At 33.4% G+C, this 17,837-nt stretch carries 17 protein-coding genes; 3 read left to right on the forward strand and 14 right to left on the reverse strand.

What is annotated here, in order from left to right; translation table 11 throughout:
• Positions 1 to 90: 90 nt before the first annotated feature.
• Positions 91 to 2,286, forward strand: coding sequence for a beta-propeller domain-containing protein (locus R9X47_RS08135; protein WP_432666294.1), 2,196 nt, complete (start codon positions 91 to 93; stop codon positions 2,284 to 2,286).
• Between the two features lie 45 nt (positions 2,287 to 2,331).
• On the opposite strand, the gene R9X47_RS08140 is transcribed toward R9X47_RS08135, so the two are convergent.
• The 9 genes from R9X47_RS08140 to R9X47_RS08180 form a co-directional block, all read right to left on the reverse strand.
• Positions 2,332 to 4,383 carry an aminopeptidase gene (locus R9X47_RS08140; RefSeq protein WP_432666295.1) on the reverse strand — a complete coding sequence of 684 codons (2,052 nt, stop codon included), beginning with the start codon at positions 4,381 to 4,383 and terminating at the stop codon, positions 2,332 to 2,334.
• A gap of 141 nt (positions 4,384 to 4,524) precedes the next feature.
• On the reverse strand, positions 4,525 to 5,445 hold the full coding sequence (locus tag R9X47_RS08145) for a CPBP family intramembrane glutamic endopeptidase (RefSeq protein WP_432666296.1): 921 nt from the start codon (positions 5,443 to 5,445) through the stop codon (positions 4,525 to 4,527).
• 206 nt (positions 5,446 to 5,651) lie between these two features.
• Complete coding sequence (locus tag R9X47_RS08150) at positions 5,652 to 5,831, reverse strand: hypothetical protein (protein ID WP_432666297.1); 180 nt, start codon at positions 5,829 to 5,831, stop codon at positions 5,652 to 5,654.
• Between the two features lie 67 nt (positions 5,832 to 5,898).
• Entirely contained in the window at positions 5,899 to 6,120 is a 222-nt protein-coding gene (locus tag R9X47_RS08155) for an MATE family efflux transporter (protein ID WP_432666298.1), read from the reverse strand.
• 88 nt (positions 6,121 to 6,208) lie between these two features.
• On the reverse strand, positions 6,209 to 6,895 hold the full coding sequence (locus R9X47_RS08160; RefSeq protein WP_432666299.1) for a response regulator transcription factor: 687 nt from the start codon (positions 6,893 to 6,895) through the stop codon (positions 6,209 to 6,211).
• 30 nt (positions 6,896 to 6,925) lie between these two features.
• A complete protein-coding gene (locus R9X47_RS08165) occupies positions 6,926 to 8,095 on the reverse strand; it encodes a sensor histidine kinase (protein ID WP_432666300.1) in 1,170 nt (389 codons plus the stop codon).
• A gap of 102 nt (positions 8,096 to 8,197) precedes the next feature.
• A complete protein-coding gene (locus R9X47_RS08170; protein WP_432666301.1) occupies positions 8,198 to 8,962 on the reverse strand; it encodes a hypothetical protein in 765 nt (254 codons plus the stop codon).
• Positions 8,963 to 9,192: 230 nt separating this feature from the next.
• Positions 9,193 to 9,960: an S-layer homology domain-containing protein gene (locus tag R9X47_RS08175; RefSeq protein WP_432666302.1), complete on the reverse strand. Its 768-nt coding sequence runs from the start codon at positions 9,958 to 9,960 to the stop codon at positions 9,193 to 9,195.
• 24 nt (positions 9,961 to 9,984) lie between these two features.
• Entirely contained in the window at positions 9,985 to 10,407 is a 423-nt protein-coding gene (locus R9X47_RS08180) for a hypothetical protein (protein ID WP_432666303.1), read from the reverse strand.
• A gap of 293 nt (positions 10,408 to 10,700) precedes the next feature.
• On the opposite strand from R9X47_RS08180, the gene R9X47_RS08185 reads away from it, so the two are divergent.
• Together R9X47_RS08185 and R9X47_RS08190 are read left to right on the forward strand one after the other, a co-directional pair.
• The gene (locus R9X47_RS08185) at positions 10,701 to 11,390 is read left to right on the forward strand and encodes a response regulator transcription factor (RefSeq protein WP_432666305.1); all 690 of its coding nucleotides are present in this window, start codon (positions 10,701 to 10,703) and stop codon (positions 11,388 to 11,390) included.
• A complete protein-coding gene (locus R9X47_RS08190) occupies positions 11,387 to 12,868 on the forward strand; it encodes a sensor histidine kinase (protein WP_432666307.1) in 1,482 nt (493 codons plus the stop codon). Before R9X47_RS08185 ends, R9X47_RS08190 begins: the two co-directional genes overlap by 4 nt.
• 100 nt (positions 12,869 to 12,968) lie before the next feature.
• On the opposite strand, the gene R9X47_RS08195 is transcribed toward R9X47_RS08190, so the two are convergent.
• The 5 genes from R9X47_RS08195 to R9X47_RS08215 form a co-directional block, all read right to left on the reverse strand.
• On the reverse strand, positions 12,969 to 13,646 hold the full coding sequence (locus R9X47_RS08195) for an ABC transporter ATP-binding protein (protein ID WP_432666308.1): 678 nt from the start codon (positions 13,644 to 13,646) through the stop codon (positions 12,969 to 12,971).
• Positions 13,647 to 13,650: 4 nt separating this feature from the next.
• Positions 13,651 to 14,199 carry a hypothetical protein gene (locus tag R9X47_RS08200; RefSeq protein ID WP_432666309.1) on the reverse strand — a complete coding sequence of 183 codons (549 nt, stop codon included), beginning with the start codon at positions 14,197 to 14,199 and terminating at the stop codon, positions 13,651 to 13,653.
• A 21-nt stretch (positions 14,200 to 14,220) separates the two neighbouring features.
• Positions 14,221 to 15,411, reverse strand: a complete 1,191-nt coding sequence (locus R9X47_RS08205; RefSeq protein WP_432666310.1) for an ABC transporter permease — start codon at positions 15,409 to 15,411, stop codon at positions 14,221 to 14,223.
• Positions 15,412 to 15,421: 10 nt separating this feature from the next.
• Positions 15,422 to 16,669, reverse strand: a complete 1,248-nt coding sequence (locus tag R9X47_RS08210; RefSeq protein ID WP_432666311.1) for an efflux RND transporter periplasmic adaptor subunit — start codon at positions 16,667 to 16,669, stop codon at positions 15,422 to 15,424.
• A 208-nt stretch (positions 16,670 to 16,877) separates the two neighbouring features.
• Positions 16,878 to 17,687, reverse strand: a complete 810-nt coding sequence (locus R9X47_RS08215) for a TIGR00266 family protein (protein ID WP_432666312.1) — start codon at positions 17,685 to 17,687, stop codon at positions 16,878 to 16,880.
• Positions 17,688 to 17,837: the final 150 nt, after the last annotated feature.

A 17,837-nucleotide genomic window follows, 5' to 3' on the forward strand; every position in this document is an offset into this window, starting at 1 on the left:
ATGGAACTTTCTTCTTTTTTATGCGTCTATTAATATAAACCCGGATTATTCATTAATAATCCGAGTTAAACCATGTAGGAGGTGCAGTTCATGATAAAAAGAATAGTTATATTTGCTGCTGTACTCACAATTTTTGTTACAGCATTCACCCTTAGTTTCTCTCAAAAAAATACGATTTCTAAGCAGGATACTGAATCCGAACTTTCCATGAAAAACATATCTATTAATAATACTACATACGTCCCAGTTAGAGAATTATTCGAAAAGCTTAGTTTTTCTGTTGAATGGGTACCTAAAGAAAAGTCCGTTCTCATGTATGATGAAGAAAATTTTATTAAGCTTCAACTAGATGACGATTATTTCATTTTCAATGGAGAGCTAATAAAGCATGAAAGTAAACCAATTATAAAAAACAGTAAATTCTATGTAAGTAAGGACTTTTTTAAAAGTGTCTTCAATAATTATGAATATGATAATACCAAAGAGCTCTTAGTTTTTAAGACCTTAGATATTTTTAGAAAACTAGGTTACCTTCCTTCTGTAGAAAGTAAAGAAAAGCTAGAAAAGCTATTGTCATATTCTAATAACGGGTATGAAGAAGAGCTCCTATTTGATGGAGGCGATGTTTTCTTTGCAGAAGATGCTAAAGCTGATTCTGTACAAAAAGCTATGCCCGCTACTGCTAATTATAAATCAGAGAGTAACGAATCTAGTCACTCCGAAACAAATGTTCAGGTAAAGGGTGTAGATGAAGCTGATATTGTAAAAACAGATGGTTCTTATATATATACACTAAGTAATAACAAATTGTATATAGTCAATAGTAAAAAAGAAGATTTTCGACTATTAAATACTTTGACCTTCGATAATTATGACCCTGTAGAGTTTTATCTTAAGGATAATAAACTTATTACAATTGGGTACTTTTATGGCCTTGAACTTAATAAAACCGACGATGAAGTGAATTTCAAGATTCTCCCTCTTTATTCTAACCCTTTAAGGGTACACGTATATGATATTAGTGATAAAAAGAATATTACTTTATTAAGAAACGTCGAGCTAGACGGCAACTACCTATCATCAAGGCTTATTGACGATAACTTTTATTTAGTAGCTAACAAAAATGTTTATCATGGAGATGCTGAACCAAGACCCTATTATCTGGACTCAATTGATGAAAAAAGGGCTTTAATTGATTACAACGATATCAAATATTTCCCGGAAAGTATCTACAATAATTATCTAATTACTTTAGGTCTTAATCTGGAAAACCTTGACTCATCTAAAATTGATGTCAACGCATATCTTGGAAGTGGAAATAATATGTACGTTTCAACGGAAAACATGTATATCAGCCAAGATAAATTTAGATACAACATATATAGTTCCCCTAAAAAGTTCAATGAAGATAGAACTACTAGCATATTTAAATTCAAGCTAGATGAAGGAAAGATCATATACACTACCAAAGGGGACGTTCCTGGAAATGTTCTAAATCAGTTCTCTATGGATGAACATCAAGGTAACTTTAGAATAGCTACCACTAAGGGAGATTCATGGAGAGGTAGTGAATCAACATCAACAAGTAACGTATACGTTCTAGATAGCAATCTTAAACAGCTTGGTAAAACTGAAGATTTAGCTCCTGGTGAAAGAATCTACTCCGTAAGATTTATGGGAGACAAGGTCTATGTAGTTACCTTTAGGCAAGTAGATCCTTTCTATGTAATTGACCTGCAAGAACCAAAGACTCCAAAAGTACTGGGGTATCTAAAAATACCTGGTTATAGCAGTTATTTACATCCATATGATGAGGATCATATTATCGGAATTGGAATGGATACTATTGAAAAGGATGGAAGAGTTATAAACGGCGGTGTAAAACTATCTATGTTTGATGTAACTGACTACAGTAACCCTATTGAACTGGATAAGATTATCATTGGAGGAAGAGGCTCTTACACAGATATCTCACATGATCACAAGTCTCTACTATTTTCAAAAGAAAAAAATATACTCTCTCTTCCAATTTATGTTTCAAACTACGATAACAACACATATAAACATACCTTTGAAACTCAAGGGGCCTTTGTTTTTAGTATAGATGAAGATTATAAGTTTGACCTTAGAGGCGATATATCTCATTTAAGTAATGATGATGACTATAGTAAATATATTAGAAGAATACTTTTTATAGGTGATAATTTATATACTATATCTGATGACAAGATAAAAATTTCTGATTTTAATACTTTAAAAGATATTAAAGACCTAGGTCTAGAATAAAATGACTAAAGGAGCCAAGCAATTTTGCTTGGCTCCTCTCTCATTTTATTTGCTAAATGGTTCATTTAGTTCTTCAGTTCCCTTTAAAACAAATCTTCCATCTCTAATTATCTCAATTTTTTCACCATCTTTAGTTATAACCGAAATCTCCTCAAGAGCATCATATGGGAGGGTTATATCTGTATGCACATTCGTATAAGCCTCTTCTATATTCGTTTTTCTAAGGATAGACTTTTCATTATCCCTTGCTATTATTTCTTTTTTATCTAAAAGATTATATACAGGCAAATCCTCTGCCCAAGAAAAACACGTATCTCCTATAGCAAAATGTGGACCCATTTTCTCTATGATAAGCACCGGTAGCTTGTCAATGATTCCATATTTTTCAGCTATAACGTAGGCAAGTGTATTCGTTCCTATAGCAAATTCTCCCAAGGGCAGCGTCTTATGAGGGAATAGAAGATTCTCTCTAATGTACTCCTTGTTTGCCTCCTCATCTTCGAAGTTAGTACAGCTATAGTCACTAACATATCCATCTTTGAATGTAAGTTTTAAGTTATAATATTTAAAACCTTCAAGATACACTTCATCTATATGTAAAACCCCATTAGTATCCTTCAGCACAGGTGATGTAAAGACTTCACCAACCGGTATATTGACATCAGCAACACAGTTCACGAAATTAGTTTCTTTATCTGGATTTTTCAATTCATTAAGCTTTACTTTGATATCTGTTTCATTCCCTTTATTTCCCTTAACATAAACATATTCTCCCCTATCTAGTGCATCAATGATTGCCTGCTGAATAACCTCATATCTATCACTATCAAGCATATTTATCATCATGGTATCTTCAAAAATCTCTTCAAAATTTTCTCCGATTTCAGGTGTTGGAAAGGCAACTATGCAAAAACTTGTTTCACAATCTGGCATGTGTTTTTCAATTGTTTCACGCATTTTGTTTCTTTGATTTTGATACAGTTTAAGTTGGTCATCAGATAATTTTAAGCGTTCCTTCTTATTCTCGGGACTAAAAGGTGATTCTCCGAATTTTTCGATATACATTATCCCTGAATAATCTTTAAGAAATCCATTACTTTTTTCCCCTTCATCTTCAAAGGTCTTAATTCTAAGGTCAGTTAATTCCTTATCTAGGTATAAAGCGTCATCAAACTTATGATCGTAATCATATTGTTTATTAACATCAGTAGAAATCACTTCACTCACAAAGGCCTTTAAATCATGAACCTTAAACTCTTGGATTAAGTGTCTTACTAGCCTCTCCTGCCCAACATTACATATTATCCTAACGTCTGACCTCTTTGTTATATCCTTATTATCTCTAACAAATCCATTTACATAGGCCTTGGCTATCGCCCTCGTTAAAGTATTTATTTTATCTACTGGATACTCAAGCAAAAACTGTGCTGTCTTAATTTCATTTTCAGATATATACTCTCCATACTTAAAAAGATATCTTAAATCCTTAAGATCTGAATTCTCAGTTATGTCAGTAAAAAATTGAAAATCCTTGTTATATCTTTCCTTAAAAAAATACCCAGTGTATTTCTCAGTTTCTATAACTTCATATTTTCTAATCAGCTCTGTTAGGCCTTCGTAACTTACTTCATTATCTCTAACATAGTTATAGGCTTCTATGAATAGCCCATTAGAGACTTCCATTTTAAATATTTTATGCTCGAAGGCATAGGATATATAACTTCTGTATCTACAATACAATGAGGAAAAGGCTTGACCAATCTTTTCTCCGAATATTTTTACCCCATATGTAGGATTAGCATAGCTTACCTCATAATTTTCTGGCAATAGTTCAGAAAATAGCTTATAGTTTTCGTCCTTTAATTCCTCAATAGGTTTACTAAAGAAATAGTTGTCATTAAAGGCTCTTTCTAGTTCAGCAAGCTTTAAGATAAAGTTTGAAACGTGATTGAAGAATTTAAAATATTCCTTCTTCTCACTATTTTCTCCATAGTTGCTTGTCTCTTCGCAGATCTCTCTGATTCTCAAGATTGTATCTTGATAGGATTCTAAAACCCTATCATTATCATGCTTATAAAAGTTCTTTTCTGTAAACATAACATACCCCCGTAATTGATGTATAGTTTAGCCTATTATATTGTCGAATTTTTCAACAATATAGCGGTTTTATCTATTTAAAAGACTACATTACTTGGTAGTTTTTGTAAAGCCTCTTGGAGGCTTTAATCTCTTCTCTTATCATCTTCTCTTAATCAGAAAAATCAAGGTGAAGATTCCTAAAGCCAGTACTATACTACAAACTATTCCTCCTTCAATTCCAAATAATCCACCTGTTATAAAATCAGATCCTGATGTAGGCTTAAAATCGATTAAGATCCCTCCTACGGGTAAGGTTCCACTTACCTCAAAACCAAATACATTTCCTTGAGCCCAATTCCATGAGCTATGTAATGCACATATACCCCATAGACCACCTTCCCATATAACATATAACGCTGCAAACACCCCAAATAGGACCAGATTTATCATAGCTAGAGGTCCAATATTTGCATTCTGTAGATGTAGTGCTCCAAACAATGTAGAGGATATAAAGATTCCCAGGGCTACATTGTGTCTAACTCCGACTACCGGCAGGAGCCAACCCCTTACCATTATCTCTTCCGATGCACCCTGTATTATCCATCCTATAAGTACAATAAGCACACCTCCTAGGGTATTAAAACCCTTTACTCCTGAATTTGAGGTGTCAATTGTTACAGTACCCAATATAGAAAAAATTATAATACAGAGAAAAATCATTAGTACGCCAAGAATAAATCCTCTAAAATATTTTTTGCTTATTTCCTTTCTTTCAAACCCCATTGTGTATATGGGTCTTCTTTCAACGAGCCTTACCAAAGCAAAAAATGCTAGTATATACAATCCAAAACGTATTGCTAACCCATTTATGGCGTAGGCAAAGGCCTGACCAGCTAAACCCTTAGACGCTATACTTCTACCTAATCCCCAGAGTGGTGTCAATATCAAAAGAAAGTCCATTCCATATAGAATTATTATTGTAATCAAAACAGCTAAAATAACGTTTGGTTGGTATCTACCTTTCTTAGCTAAAGAAAATATTCTGTTTTCCTTAGACAAAACTGTCTTTTGTTTTTCCATAGAAAAACCCCCTCTTTCATCTACCCCTTAATTATTTATTATTAAATAATTAATTTTATTCATAAAATCCTCAATATATAATAATAAACATCTCTAAATTACTCTATACATATTTCACTTATCCTTTTCTAGTAAAAAGGATAAAAAAAAGCGACTAACAATAATCCAATATTATTTTTAGTCGTTTTTTAAAAAATTAAAATTTCCTAAGCCATTTCTATGTCATTTATGTCACCATCTCTTTTCTCTACAAGTACATTTTCGCTCCAATTACTTAACTTCAGCCAAATCATACTAACTATTGCAGCGAGACCTTCCGAGGCGGCTATACCCCACCAGATACCAGACTGTTGCAATCCCAAGTTCTTTGAAAATACATATACCATGGGAATTCTCAAGACACCGAATGTAATAATTGAAAGAAACATAGTAGTCGTTGTTTTTCCAGCCCCTCTAAATATTCCAACAACTAGCTAATGATATCATTAAAAATACAATGGGAAAACTAATGGAAACCGCTGCTACTGCTTCTGATCCAAGTCTTCCCACCCAAAGTGTATCAACTAAATTGTAGAATGTTTGAATTAGCTGACCTATCATTATAGGCAATGATAGCTTAAGTAAGGAACTTAAAATAGGTCCTTCAGTTATGTACTCATGTTTCCCTTGTTTCATAATGTTACTCACCCTCTCATCAACTAACGCCATATATATATGTGAGATTAGCGTATCTATTGATACTCTCACATATATATAGATTATTTCATCTATTAAATCTATATCCAGAGCCCCATATAGTTTCGATAATCTTTGGCTCCGATGGATTCTTCTCAATTTTTTTTCTTACTTTTTGTATATGGACTGCAACAGTTGCAACATCTCCGAATTCATCTTCTCCCCAAATCCTGTCAAATAGAGTCTCCTTGCTAAAAACTATATTTGGATTTGAAGCTAGAAAAGTCAAAAGATCAAACTCCTTTGTGGTAAATACAGTATCCTTGCCATTAACAGATACCTGTCTCCCTTGTTTATTTATAACTATTCCATTCACTTCTATATTCGATTTATTACTTGTCTTACCAAGTAACCTTTTATATCTATTAAGATGATTCTTTACCCTTGCAACTAGCTCACTTGGACTAAAGGGTTTTGTCAGATAATCATCGGCACCAAGTCTTAATCCTCTTATCTTATCAATATCAGCATCCTTTGCCGATACGATTATAAGAGGAATCTCCATGGATTCTCTAATAGTCTTGCAAATTTCAAAGCCATCAACACCTGGAATCATTAAATCTACAATTATTAGGTCGAAACTCCCCCCTAGTGCAGCTCTTAGCCCTTCAGTTCCATTTTGAATTATCTCAACGTCAAAGCCATCTATTTCTAAATAGTCTCTCTCAAGCTCTGCAATGTTTTTATCGTCCTCTATAATAAGAATTCTAGCCACGGTATCCTCTCCCTTTAAATCCCTATCAATTTAATTAACCTTTTCATCCAGAATAGTGAAATGAATCGTTGTACCTTCACCAAGTGTACTTTCACACCATATCTTTCCACTATGGGCTTTAACTAATTCCTTTGCTATGGCTAAACCAAGCCCTGTTCCTCCAATGTCCTTATTCCTTGATTCATCGACTCTATAAAATCTATGAAAAATACTGTCTAGCTTTTCATCCTCTATTCCAGGTCCATTATCATTGATCGATATCTTTACACCCTTGTCTACCTCTGATAAAGTACATTTAATTGTACTCTTATCCTTATCATTATATTTTATTGCATTATTAATAATATTAATAATTACTTGATGGATTCTTTTTCTATCAATAGTAAGCTTTTTCTCCTCGGCAAGCGCATCAAGATATTCAATCTTATGACCATTTTCTTCTAATTCAATCTTCTGTTCAGTCATAAGGTCATTCATATATGCCTTCATTGGTGTTTCAACAAATTCAAACTCAACCTGCTGAATATCCAACTTTGAGAAGAGGAACAAATCATCAATCAGCCTATTAGTATAGCTAGCATTATGATAGATAATATCTATATATTTATCTAGTTTTTCAGGACTATTTGCAACCCCTTCTTGAATTCCCTCAACATATCCTACTATGGATGTAATCGGTGTTTTTAAATCATGGGATATGTTTGCTATAAGGGTTTTACGATTCTCTTCATATTTCATCTTGAGTTCTTCACTTTCTTTAAGCTTTAAGCTCATCTGGTTAAACGCCTCAATCAGTTCACCTATTTCATTATTTGGATATTGCTTAACAACTACTCCGTAATTTCCCTCCGAAACTTCATCTACTGCTTTTTTTAACCTCTCTATTGGCATCATAATCTTATGGGACATTTTTCTTGAATATATCAGTGGAGCTATTTCCTTAACCATTATGATTCCAAGAAACATTATTAATATATAAATAGGAAGTTTTATTTTAAAATAGATTACAGCAAAATAGAAAATGGTAATATTAAATACAAGAAAAATCAAATGTGAGAATCTCACGTACCTATGATATCGTTTAAACTCTTCCCTAACAAAATAGGCATGGGGCCTATGCATTCTATGCATGGCCCTATTAATGTAATCTTTATTATGTTTACGATGATGCATTTTATTGTGATTATGATGATGTCTCATTATAACCTCCTGAAAAAACTCGTATTTCATTTATTTTACTAAATCTATATAAAGATGAGGTCCTAAAATTAAGCACTTTTAGGATCACACACCATGATTTCATTAGTTTACCCCATTAACTTTACCCTTTAAAGCAAATTTTACCTCTTTCTTTTCATTATTACTCATTTCAATATTGATTTCAACATTTTCAATATAATCCTTATCATTGATTAAAATCTCAGCCTTCAATCCATTTACTTCCATATCTTCATCGAAGATTCCTAAGCAATCAAGCTTTTTCTTCATGGTTTCAATTTCATCATCATTCATTTTCCCACAGCCCATACCTCTAAAATGTCCAGATTTGTGATGGTGTCCCATGTGATGCTTCATGCTGTGTCTATACTTAATTTTATGCATAATCATTTTCTTAAACTCCTCGTTTGACTCAATGTCAGCTAAATCTATACTTAATTTTTTGTTTCCCCCATCAAGTTTTTCTAGTTCTGCTTTGTTAAGTAAATCTATCATCAACATAAATCTTCCTACCTTATGCTTTCTTGGAAATTCTCCTATTTCATCTCCATGATCCATCATCATCATTTTTTTCATCATTCTCCTATGACCAAATCCTCTTCCAAAATGACGTAATTCATCACCACTGATTGTAGTAGTGCTCTGATGTTCCAAACTATCATCACCATAGGATATCTTAAACTTACAAGCACTTTTTGCGGTTTTCCCAGTTTTGTCTTTATCAAAGGTTTTATTAAACTGAGCAACTGTCTCATCTTCTTTTTTTACATTTACCTCAAACTCACCTGCTACCTTTTCTAATTCCTTCATATTCTTCATCACATTATAAATTGTAGATAATTTATTCATTTTCTATCCCTCCATAAAATTTGTTTTTTCTTCGTTAAGGATAGTATAAAAAATGTATTTAAAAATCCTTTAAAAAAAGTTTAAAATTTTTATAAAATAATCTAGAGGAATCTTAACGATTTAAAAATTCACCGGTTTGGCTAGTACTGACGTACAGCTAAACCGGTGAATTTCAAACTTTTAACTGATTTTATTCTGAAACACCCCACTACTAAGTTCAAAAGGTACTTTTACTTTCCTATAATTTCTTTAACATTTTTGATGTTACCATTTTCAATTTCTTCAACCAATTTATCTCTTTCCTCAACGGTCAACTGACCATCTTCAACCATTTTATCAAGTTGACTTATTATTTGTTCTATTTTTTCTTGTGGTATATCTCCTTCTGTTTTATCTGGTTTTGTACCTTTTGTTTGTTTATTTTTTTCTCTTCCTCTTGAAACTGCAATTATTTTAGAGGCTTCAGCTCTAGTAACAGTGTTATCTGGCTTAAATGAATTATCTGGATATCCATTAACGATATTTAGTTCTACTGCTTTTTTTACATAACCTTTAAATTCTTCTGGTATTTTATCGTCATCAATAAATGATGTATTACCATCGCTTGCTGATTCATTTAAAGCCCTAACTACCATCCTGCATACTTCAGCTCTGGTTATGTTTCTATCATATGTATTGAATTCTCCTTCTACAATAATACCTAGCTCTTTTGCCTTATTAACATAAGGTATATACCACTCACCTGCGTTAGGATTTTCCACTACTTCTCCCCTAGAGTTAATGATTATCTTTGTAAATTCCGACACTTTTATTTGGTTGTCTGGATAAAAATTGCCATCTGGATATCCCGATATAATATTATCTTGAACTAAATTGCTTATGTATTCATTTGCCCAATGATCCTTTGCATCAGAAAGATCATTCGTTAAAGCTGAAGTTATATTTGGTACTAAAACAATTGTTATTAATAAAATTAATAATATACTATTTTTTTTCATTCTTTTGCCTCCTAAAAGTTTTCTTTAATTTTCAAGAATTTCTTTAATACTTCTTAAGTTTCCATTTCTTATTTCTTCAACTAATTTATCTCTTTCTTCAGAAGCTAATTCCCCGTCTTCAACTTTTTTATCAAGTTGCTTAATTATTTCTTCTAACTTTTCTTGAGATAGCTTCTTCCCAGTTCCATCACCACCACCTTGTTGTTTTCTTCCTCCTTCTTCTTTATTTCCAGTTGTTTCTGAGCTCTCACTATCCGCGTTTTGCTTTTCTTTATCAGCTTTCTTTTGAGGTTTTTCTTCATTATTCTCTAACTTATCTGTTTTTTGATCAACCTCTTTCACTTCACTTTTTCCCTTTTCTAAAGCTTGTTCACCATCATTGGAGCTACACCCTAATAATCCAGCTGATAATGCTAATGCTAATACTAGAAATGTTACTTTTTTCATTTAAATGCCTCTCTTTCTTTAATTTGATAACAAAGTCATAATATTAATTTACAATATAAATGTGATATCAATATGATATGTTTTTGAGAATTGAATGAGGTTTTCAGGTTAGTATTTTTTTAACTACTAAATACTTAATTCTGTTAAATGCTATTTATATCCACATGCATTTGTGATGATTTTGTGATGCATTTGTAATGAATTTATGAATTTTTATATAAGTATTATCTAACCTAATACTTATGTGCTATGATAGTTTTAATAATGAATGGTTTTGAAGGGCGGTATATATTATGGAAAATACAAAGATACTTGTTGTTGATGATGAAGATAAAATGCGTCAAGTTATTAGAATCTACCTTGAAAAGGAAGGATATATAGTTGAAGAAGCATGTAATGGTAAAGAGGCTTTAGAGAAAATTGATACAACTAAATTTTCTCTAGTATTATTAGATGTAATGATGCCAGAAGTAGATGGGTGGACCGTATGTAGAAAGGTCCGTGAAGACTCATCTATGCCAATTATAATGCTTACGGCTAGAGGTGAAGAATATGATAAGTTGTTTGGATTTGAACTTGGTGTAGATGACTACATTGTTAAACCATTTAGCCCTAAGGAGGTGGCTGCAAGAGTAAAAGCAGTATTAAAACGAAGTAATGGTAATAAAGAAAGAGACACCCGTATTTTGAAAATGGGAGTTTTAGAAGTAAAACCTATGTATAAGCAAGTATTTTTAGAAGATACGGAAATGTCATTGACTCCTAAAGAATTCGAGCTTTTAAATTTCTTTTGTAAAAATCCAGAAATAGTTTATACAAGGGAGCAACTACTAAATCAGGTTTGGGGTTACGATTTTGTTGGAGACCTCAGAACTGTTGATACCCACATAAAACAACTTAGAGAAAAACTAGGAATATATAAAGGATATGTCAAAACAGTCTGGGGTACTGGATATAGATTCAAGGTAGGGAGCAAAAAATGAAAAGTATTTTAAGTAAGACATGGCTTGCCATTACTTCACTAGTATTAATAATTCTTTTGATTATTTGGCTCTTTCAGATAGGGTTATTAAACAGTTTCTATATTAATGAAAGATCTAATATATTGATGGAAGAAGGCCATAAGTTGGCTTCAATGTTCATAGAGAATAATGATTATAATACTGTTTCCCAAGAGATTATTGAAGAGGTAGAAACCTTCGTTCCCTCTTATGGTACAAGGATTCTGATAGTTGATTCATTGAGCAATATTTTATTCTATAGTCTTCCAAAAGAGTATTTTAAAGGCAATAAAAGTCTTGAAGAAAATTCAAAAAGCCATAGATCTCCAGAAGAAATCTTAAGAAAAGAGCTATCAATTTTTTATAACGATTTAGTAGTCGAGTCAAATATTGCAAATGGCGAAACCTTTACCTTACTAAAGAATCATTCTCGCCCTAAAGGAATGAAATCTATCTTAGTAGGTGTTCCTATTATGTCTGGAGAAGATATTAAAGGCTACGTACTTTTAACATCTCCTTTAGCTCCAATTGAGGAAACGATATCTATTTTAAAAAAGCAATTATCAATAATTTCATTGGCATCCTTAATTATCGGAACCCTATTAGCATTGTTGTTCGCCAAACATTTTACGAAACCAATCCTTAAAATTATAAACACATCCAAAAAAATAGCTAAGGGCGATTTTACAGCTAATGTAGCTCTTGATTCCAAGGATGAAATAGGTGTCCTAGGTAATACAATTAACGATATGGCGATTCAGCTCGGCCAAATAGAAAAATTTCGAAGAGATTTTATTGCAAATGTTTCTCACGAATTAAAAACTCCTATCAGCTTGATCACTGCCTATGCCGAGCTAGTTAAGGATATAGACATCGATGATACAGAAGATAAGAATCAGTACTTGCAGATTGTTATAGATGAAGCTGGCCGTTTAAATCATATGGTCGAAGATATACTCTATTTGTCAAAAATGGAAGCCGGTTATGCAAAACTCAACCTAGTTGAAATTCCAATTGTAAATCTAATAAATAGTGTAATACAAAATCTTGACTTTTTTGCAAAAAAAAGAAGCATTAAAATCAATCTGAATATTGATAACAATGAAACGCAAATCTATGGAGATAGGGATAAACTCTATCAAGTATTTTATAATATAATTAATAACGCAGTAAATTATTCACATGAAAATAGTCAAATAACTATCGATATTATTAATCTGGATAGCACTGTAAGGATTGAAATTATTGACACAGGTAAAGGAATTCCAGAGCAGGATTTACCATATATCTGGGATAGATTTTATAAGGTTGATAAATCTCGAAAAAGAGATGACAGCGGTACAGGTCTGGGAATGGCCATAGTTAAGAACATTCTACAAGCCCATAACTTTAAATACGGAATAGAAAGTGAAGTAGATAAGGGGACTACAGTGTGGTTTGAGATGAACAAATGCGTCTGAAGACGAGTTTTTATGCTGTATCTTTTAATCCATAAACAAAAGAGAGATGAATTTAATCATCTCTCTTTTATACTCTTACCCCAATTATAAGCTAGTAGCTTTATTCATGTATCTCACCATCTCTTACATGTATTATTCTACCAGCTTGTTTTGCAACTTCTAAATCATGGGTTATTAACACAATTGTATTGCCTTTTTTATTAAGCTCTAAGAAGATATTCATTATTTCACTACCAGATTTCGAATCAAGGTTTCCCGTGGGTTCATCGGCAAGCAACATATTAGGCTGACCTACTAATGCCCTTGCTATGGAAACCCTTTGCTGCTGCCCACCAGATAGCTCTATGGGCTTATGGTCTACTCTATCTCCAAGGCCTACGCTTTCTAATATTTCCCTTGCACTTTCATGGGCTTCCGCTTTATCGATCCCCCTTAAAAGAAGGGGAAAGGCTACATTATGTTCAGCTGTGTATTTAGGTAAAAGGTTAAATTTTTGAAATATGAAACCTATTTCTCTATTCCTAATATGCGCAAGTTCATCATCATTTTTTGCCTTAATATCTTGACCCGATAAAGTATATTGACCTGAATCGGCCACATCTATACAGCCTATAATATTCATTAGGGTCGACTTTCCAGATCCTGAAGGGCCTAAAACCGCAACAAATTCACCTCTTTTTATTTCCAGGGATACCCCCTTCAAAACAGTTAATTTATTCTTCCCCATCCTATAGGATTTAACAATATCCTTCATATAAATTACTGTATCATTCTTCATCTTATTACCTTCCCTGCATCATCATAACTCTAGTAATTGCTTTATTTTCCGCATCATTATCTTCAAACCAAATTGATAATGTCGACCCAACGTATATATCGGCTAAGTCAATTTCACTCATGCCATTTTGACTACGTGTAGAGATAGGTATTCCAACAGGAATAAGCAGTGTAGCAGTTTCTCCAGTTAATTTCAACTCTCTCATACCTGCCCCTTGTGATCCTTTTCCTTCACCTTTTCCTCCACCATTTCCTGCTCCACCAGTTGATCCAGCTGCTTTCTCACCCTGATTTTCGCCCTTTCCAGCCTTCGTCTGAGGCATCTCTGCAATCTCTAATATTACTTCATTTCCAATAATACTCTTAACTCTTCCAAACATATCTGGTCTTTTTCTAGCGTTCTGACCATCTTTCTGTTTATTTTCTTCTAACTGCGCTTCAGTGTTTTGATTACTTGGCGATGCATTACTCGGCTCATTAGCTTCTGTACATCCTGTAAGAACTGCCGATAGACATATTAATACTATTAAAATTCTAGACATAAGTTTATTCATTTCTAACCTCTCCTTTATTTTTTATTCATAGTTTAATGCATCAATAGGCTTAAGAGAAGCCGCCTTTGAAGCAGGATAATAACCGAAGAAAGTTCCTATTGCCACAGAAAATCCAAAGGCTAATAAATACGCAGATATACTAGGAATAGCTCTTACTTGAAAATAATCCATTATAGGCATTACAAGCATACTAAGCACTATACCTACTACTCCACCAGCTCCACTAATGATAATTGCTTCGAGTAGGAATATACGCAGTATATCCTTTTTCCGTGCTCCAATGGCCTTTAAAATCCCTATTTCTTTCGTTCTTTCCTTTACTGAAACAAATAATACGTTCATTATTCCGATTCCACCTACAATCAGTACCACAGTTGCTACTGATAAAAGCATCAGAGTCATAGTTCTTGCAGAGCTCCTAGCAGACTCAAGACTACTTCCAGCATCCCTAATCATGAATTGATCACTCTTTGACCCATATCTTTTTTGTAGGACCGTGCTAATCCCTTCAATAGCTGAGTCAACATGATCTATATCTTTAGCCAATGCCATAATAGTCGGTCTCAATCTTTTCCCAGTTATGTATCTTTCTGCCACTTCATAGGGCATAAAAAATCCTTCATCAGGGTTAAATCCTCTCTCTGCACTTCCAATATATTTTAATATCCCAATTACCTCAAATCTTTTTCCATTAACAATGACCTTTTCTCCAATAGCATCAGAAATGTCTATTTCTTCAAAAAGTACCTTGGCTACTTCAGATCCAATAACTACAACTTTATCATTACTATTATCTTCACTTATAAATTCACCATATTCTAACTCAATATTTGTAATCTCTTCATATCCATTTGCTATCCCTGCTACGGAAGAGGATGTTGATATATCCTGATAGTTTATATTTGCGCTCCCATTAATCATCATGCTTACTCTTTTCGCTGAAGTTACTTCTTCAGCTATTGCTTCCATATCTTCAAGCCCTAGTTTTATATTTGAAGGACTGCCTCTACCAAAGGCAGGCATTATATATAAGGTCCCTACGTTTAGTCTTTTAAACTGTTCTTCAACACTTGCCTGACTTCCATTTCCAATGGCCATTACTAACACTATAGTCAATGCACCAACAATAATCCCCAGTGTAGTAAGAAAGACTTTGGACTTATTTTCTCTGATGTTTATAAAAATTGACCTTAAGATCTCTCCAAAACTCATATCTATACACCTACTCTACTTTCTTCTCTTCTATGATTATCGTTTCACCTAAATTAAGGCCTTCAATCACTTCAACATATTTGCCATCGGTAAGTCCTGTAATTATTGTCTTAATTTCTATATTTCCATTTTCATCTTTAACTTTAACAACTTGTTTCCCATCTACTATACTCACTGCCTTATTTGATATATAATTGACGTCCTTCTTTTGTCTGACTATAAATGAAGCTGAACAAGTCATCCCCGATCTAATCTTTTCCACTCCACCTTCAAGCTCAATTCCCACATCAAATGTAACCAATCCACTATTATCTATGATTGGTAAGGCATCTATCGAAACAACTTTGCCTGAAAACTTTTCCCCTTCAAAGGCCTCAAATTCAACCTCTACATTTTGTTCTATTTCTACCTTAGATAGATCTATCTCTGAGACCGGTACAATAACCTCTACCTTATCGGAGTCCGACACAACCATAAAGTGTGTAGTATCCGCTGTTACTTCTCCCGATTCCCTTACACTCGAAATAGTCTCGCCAAGTTTATAAGCAATATTTAATATGGTTCCATCGGTTGGGGCCGTTAATATTGTACTCTCTAAGTCATCCTCAGCCATTTCTAAGGACAGCTTTGCTGATTCAACATTAGCCCTTTCAAGCTCTATATCTTTATTAGAGTTAATTAAAACTTCATATCTTTCCTTTTGAGTCTCATAGGCGGATTTTGCATTTTCATAGGAAGTTTTTTTGATCTCTATAGCCTGTGGTGAGTATACATCCTCAATCTCAAGCATTGGCAAGTACGTTGCTTCTATCTCTTCTAATTTTAACTTTAATTCCTCCAACTTTTGCTTTTCGTTCAAAAGGCTAAGCTTTTTATCTTCCTCTGTTTTCTCCAAGTTGGCAACAGCTTTTTTATAGTTAATCTCTGCAGTTTTTAACTTCTTCACATATTCTGTGTCATCTAGCTTCGCAAGGAGTTGCCCTGTAGTTATTTCATCTCCTTCACTTACATAAAGTTCCTTCAACTTCTCGCTTACATCAAAATCTAGGTTCACTACAGGTATCTCAGCCTCTCCATCACCATCAAAATCAATGGTTATATTACCTCTCATTACCCTTTCTTCTTTCTGTGTTTGGGCTTCACTCGAAGATTCCTCACTTTTGTTTATGTACTTAAATCCTACAAAACCTATGCCTAAAATCAATGCTATTACCAATACAACCTTAGCATACTTATTAGAAATAATTTTTTTGACCAAGTCTTACTTCCTCCTTTACTCCCATTTAACTTTAATTACTTCTATGTAGCCTTAAATCGCAAAGCTATATTCTCATTATAGATATTAAATGTGATGCAAAAGTGATGTAAGTCAGAATGATTTGTGAAGATTTTATAAGACAATAAAAAAATACATATGACATTAATAGTCATATGTATTAAGACCTTGATTCTTCAATTCTTTTAGTCTAATCTCCATCTAATAGATTACCAAGACCACCTAAAACATCAAGTACACTACCTTCTCCTTTTCTCGCTCCCCCGGTTTGCGGTGCAGCTGAGTATATTCTATCTGCCAGTCTACTAAACGGAAGAGATTGAAGCCAAACTTTACCAGGTCCTCTTACTGTAGCAAAGTATAATCCTTCTCCACCAAAAAATGCACTCTTAACGTTTCCTACATATTCGATATCATAATTTACATTCTTGGTAAAGGCCACTAGGCAACCTGTATCTACTCTAAGAGTTTCACCTGCTGTGAGCTCCTTTTCAATGATAGTTCCACCTGCATGTACAAAGGCTAATCCATCACCTTCTAATTTTTGCATTATGAACCCTTCTCCGCCGAAGAATCCCGTTCCAATCCTCTTTTGAAATTCTATTCCTACTGAAACGCCCTTAGCCGCACATAGGAATGCATCCTTCTGGCAAACTATTTTACCACCATATTCACTCAAGTCCATTGGAACAATTTTCCCTGGATATGGAGATGCAAAAGAAGCATGTTTTTTTCCACTTCCCATATTTGTGAACACAGTCATGAATAAACTTTCTCCTGTAACAAGTCTCTTTCCTGCTCCAAGCAATTTTCCCATGAAGCCACCTTGTGCATTTTTCCCTGAACCATCTCCAAAAATAGTTTCCATCTGTATTCCATCTTCGATGTACATCATGGCACCAGCTTCAGCAATAACACTTTCCTGTGGATCAAGTTCTATTTCTACAAATTGCATGTCATCTCCATGTAGTGTATAGTCAATTTCATGAGCATTTCTCATATTTATTTCCTCCTTCTTTTTTATACGTATCTAAATTATATCAGGTTTTGAAAGTATAGTTTCTTAAGACTATCTTAAATCCAGGTTATAGATAAGCAACTTCAAGGCTTAATAAATTTCAAATCTTAATGTTGCTTATCTATAACTAAT

Source organism: Wukongibacter baidiensis (assembly GCF_050888315.1).
GTDB classification, from domain to species: domain Bacteria; phylum Bacillota; class Clostridia; order Peptostreptococcales; family Caminicellaceae; genus Wukongibacter; species Wukongibacter baidiensis.

Bases quoted from the DNA above. Each gene is read 5' to 3' on its own strand.
- R9X47_RS08190 (WP_432666307.1), top strand. From the start codon at position 11,387: ATGAAAAGTATTTTAAGTAAGACATGGCTTGCCATTACTTCACTAGTA.
- R9X47_RS08215 (WP_432666312.1), bottom strand. From the start codon at position 17,687: ATGAGAAATGCTCATGAAATTGACTATACACTACATGGAGATGACATG.
- R9X47_RS08180 (WP_432666303.1), bottom strand. From the start codon at position 10,407: ATGAAAAAAGTAACATTTCTAGTATTAGCATTAGCATTATCAGCTGGA.
- R9X47_RS08150 (WP_432666297.1), bottom strand. From the start codon at position 5,831: ATGGTATATGTATTTTCAAAGAACTTGGGATTGCAACAGTCTGGTATC.
- R9X47_RS08205 (WP_432666310.1), bottom strand. From the start codon at position 15,411: ATGAGTTTTGGAGAGATCTTAAGGTCAATTTTTATAAACATCAGAGAA.
- R9X47_RS08140 (WP_432666295.1), bottom strand. From the start codon at position 4,383: ATGTTTACAGAAAAGAACTTTTATAAGCATGATAATGATAGGGTTTTA.
- R9X47_RS08145 (WP_432666296.1), bottom strand. From the start codon at position 5,445: ATGGAAAAACAAAAGACAGTTTTGTCTAAGGAAAACAGAATATTTTCT.
- R9X47_RS08155 (WP_432666298.1), bottom strand. From the start codon at position 6,120: ATGAAACAAGGGAAACATGAGTACATAACTGAAGGACCTATTTTAAGT.
- R9X47_RS08200 (WP_432666309.1), bottom strand. From the start codon at position 14,199: ATGAATAAACTTATGTCTAGAATTTTAATAGTATTAATATGTCTATCG.
- R9X47_RS08135 (WP_432666294.1), top strand. From the start codon at position 91: ATGATAAAAAGAATAGTTATATTTGCTGCTGTACTCACAATTTTTGTT.
- R9X47_RS08185 (WP_432666305.1), top strand. From the start codon at position 10,701: ATGGAAAATACAAAGATACTTGTTGTTGATGATGAAGATAAAATGCGT.
- R9X47_RS08165 (WP_432666300.1), bottom strand. From the start codon at position 8,095: ATGAGACATCATCATAATCACAATAAAATGCATCATCGTAAACATAAT.
- R9X47_RS08195 (WP_432666308.1), bottom strand. From the start codon at position 13,646: ATGAAGAATGATACAGTAATTTATATGAAGGATATTGTTAAATCCTAT.
- R9X47_RS08170 (WP_432666301.1), bottom strand. From the start codon at position 8,962: ATGAATAAATTATCTACAATTTATAATGTGATGAAGAATATGAAGGAA.
- R9X47_RS08175 (WP_432666302.1), bottom strand. From the start codon at position 9,960: ATGAAAAAAAATAGTATATTATTAATTTTATTAATAACAATTGTTTTA.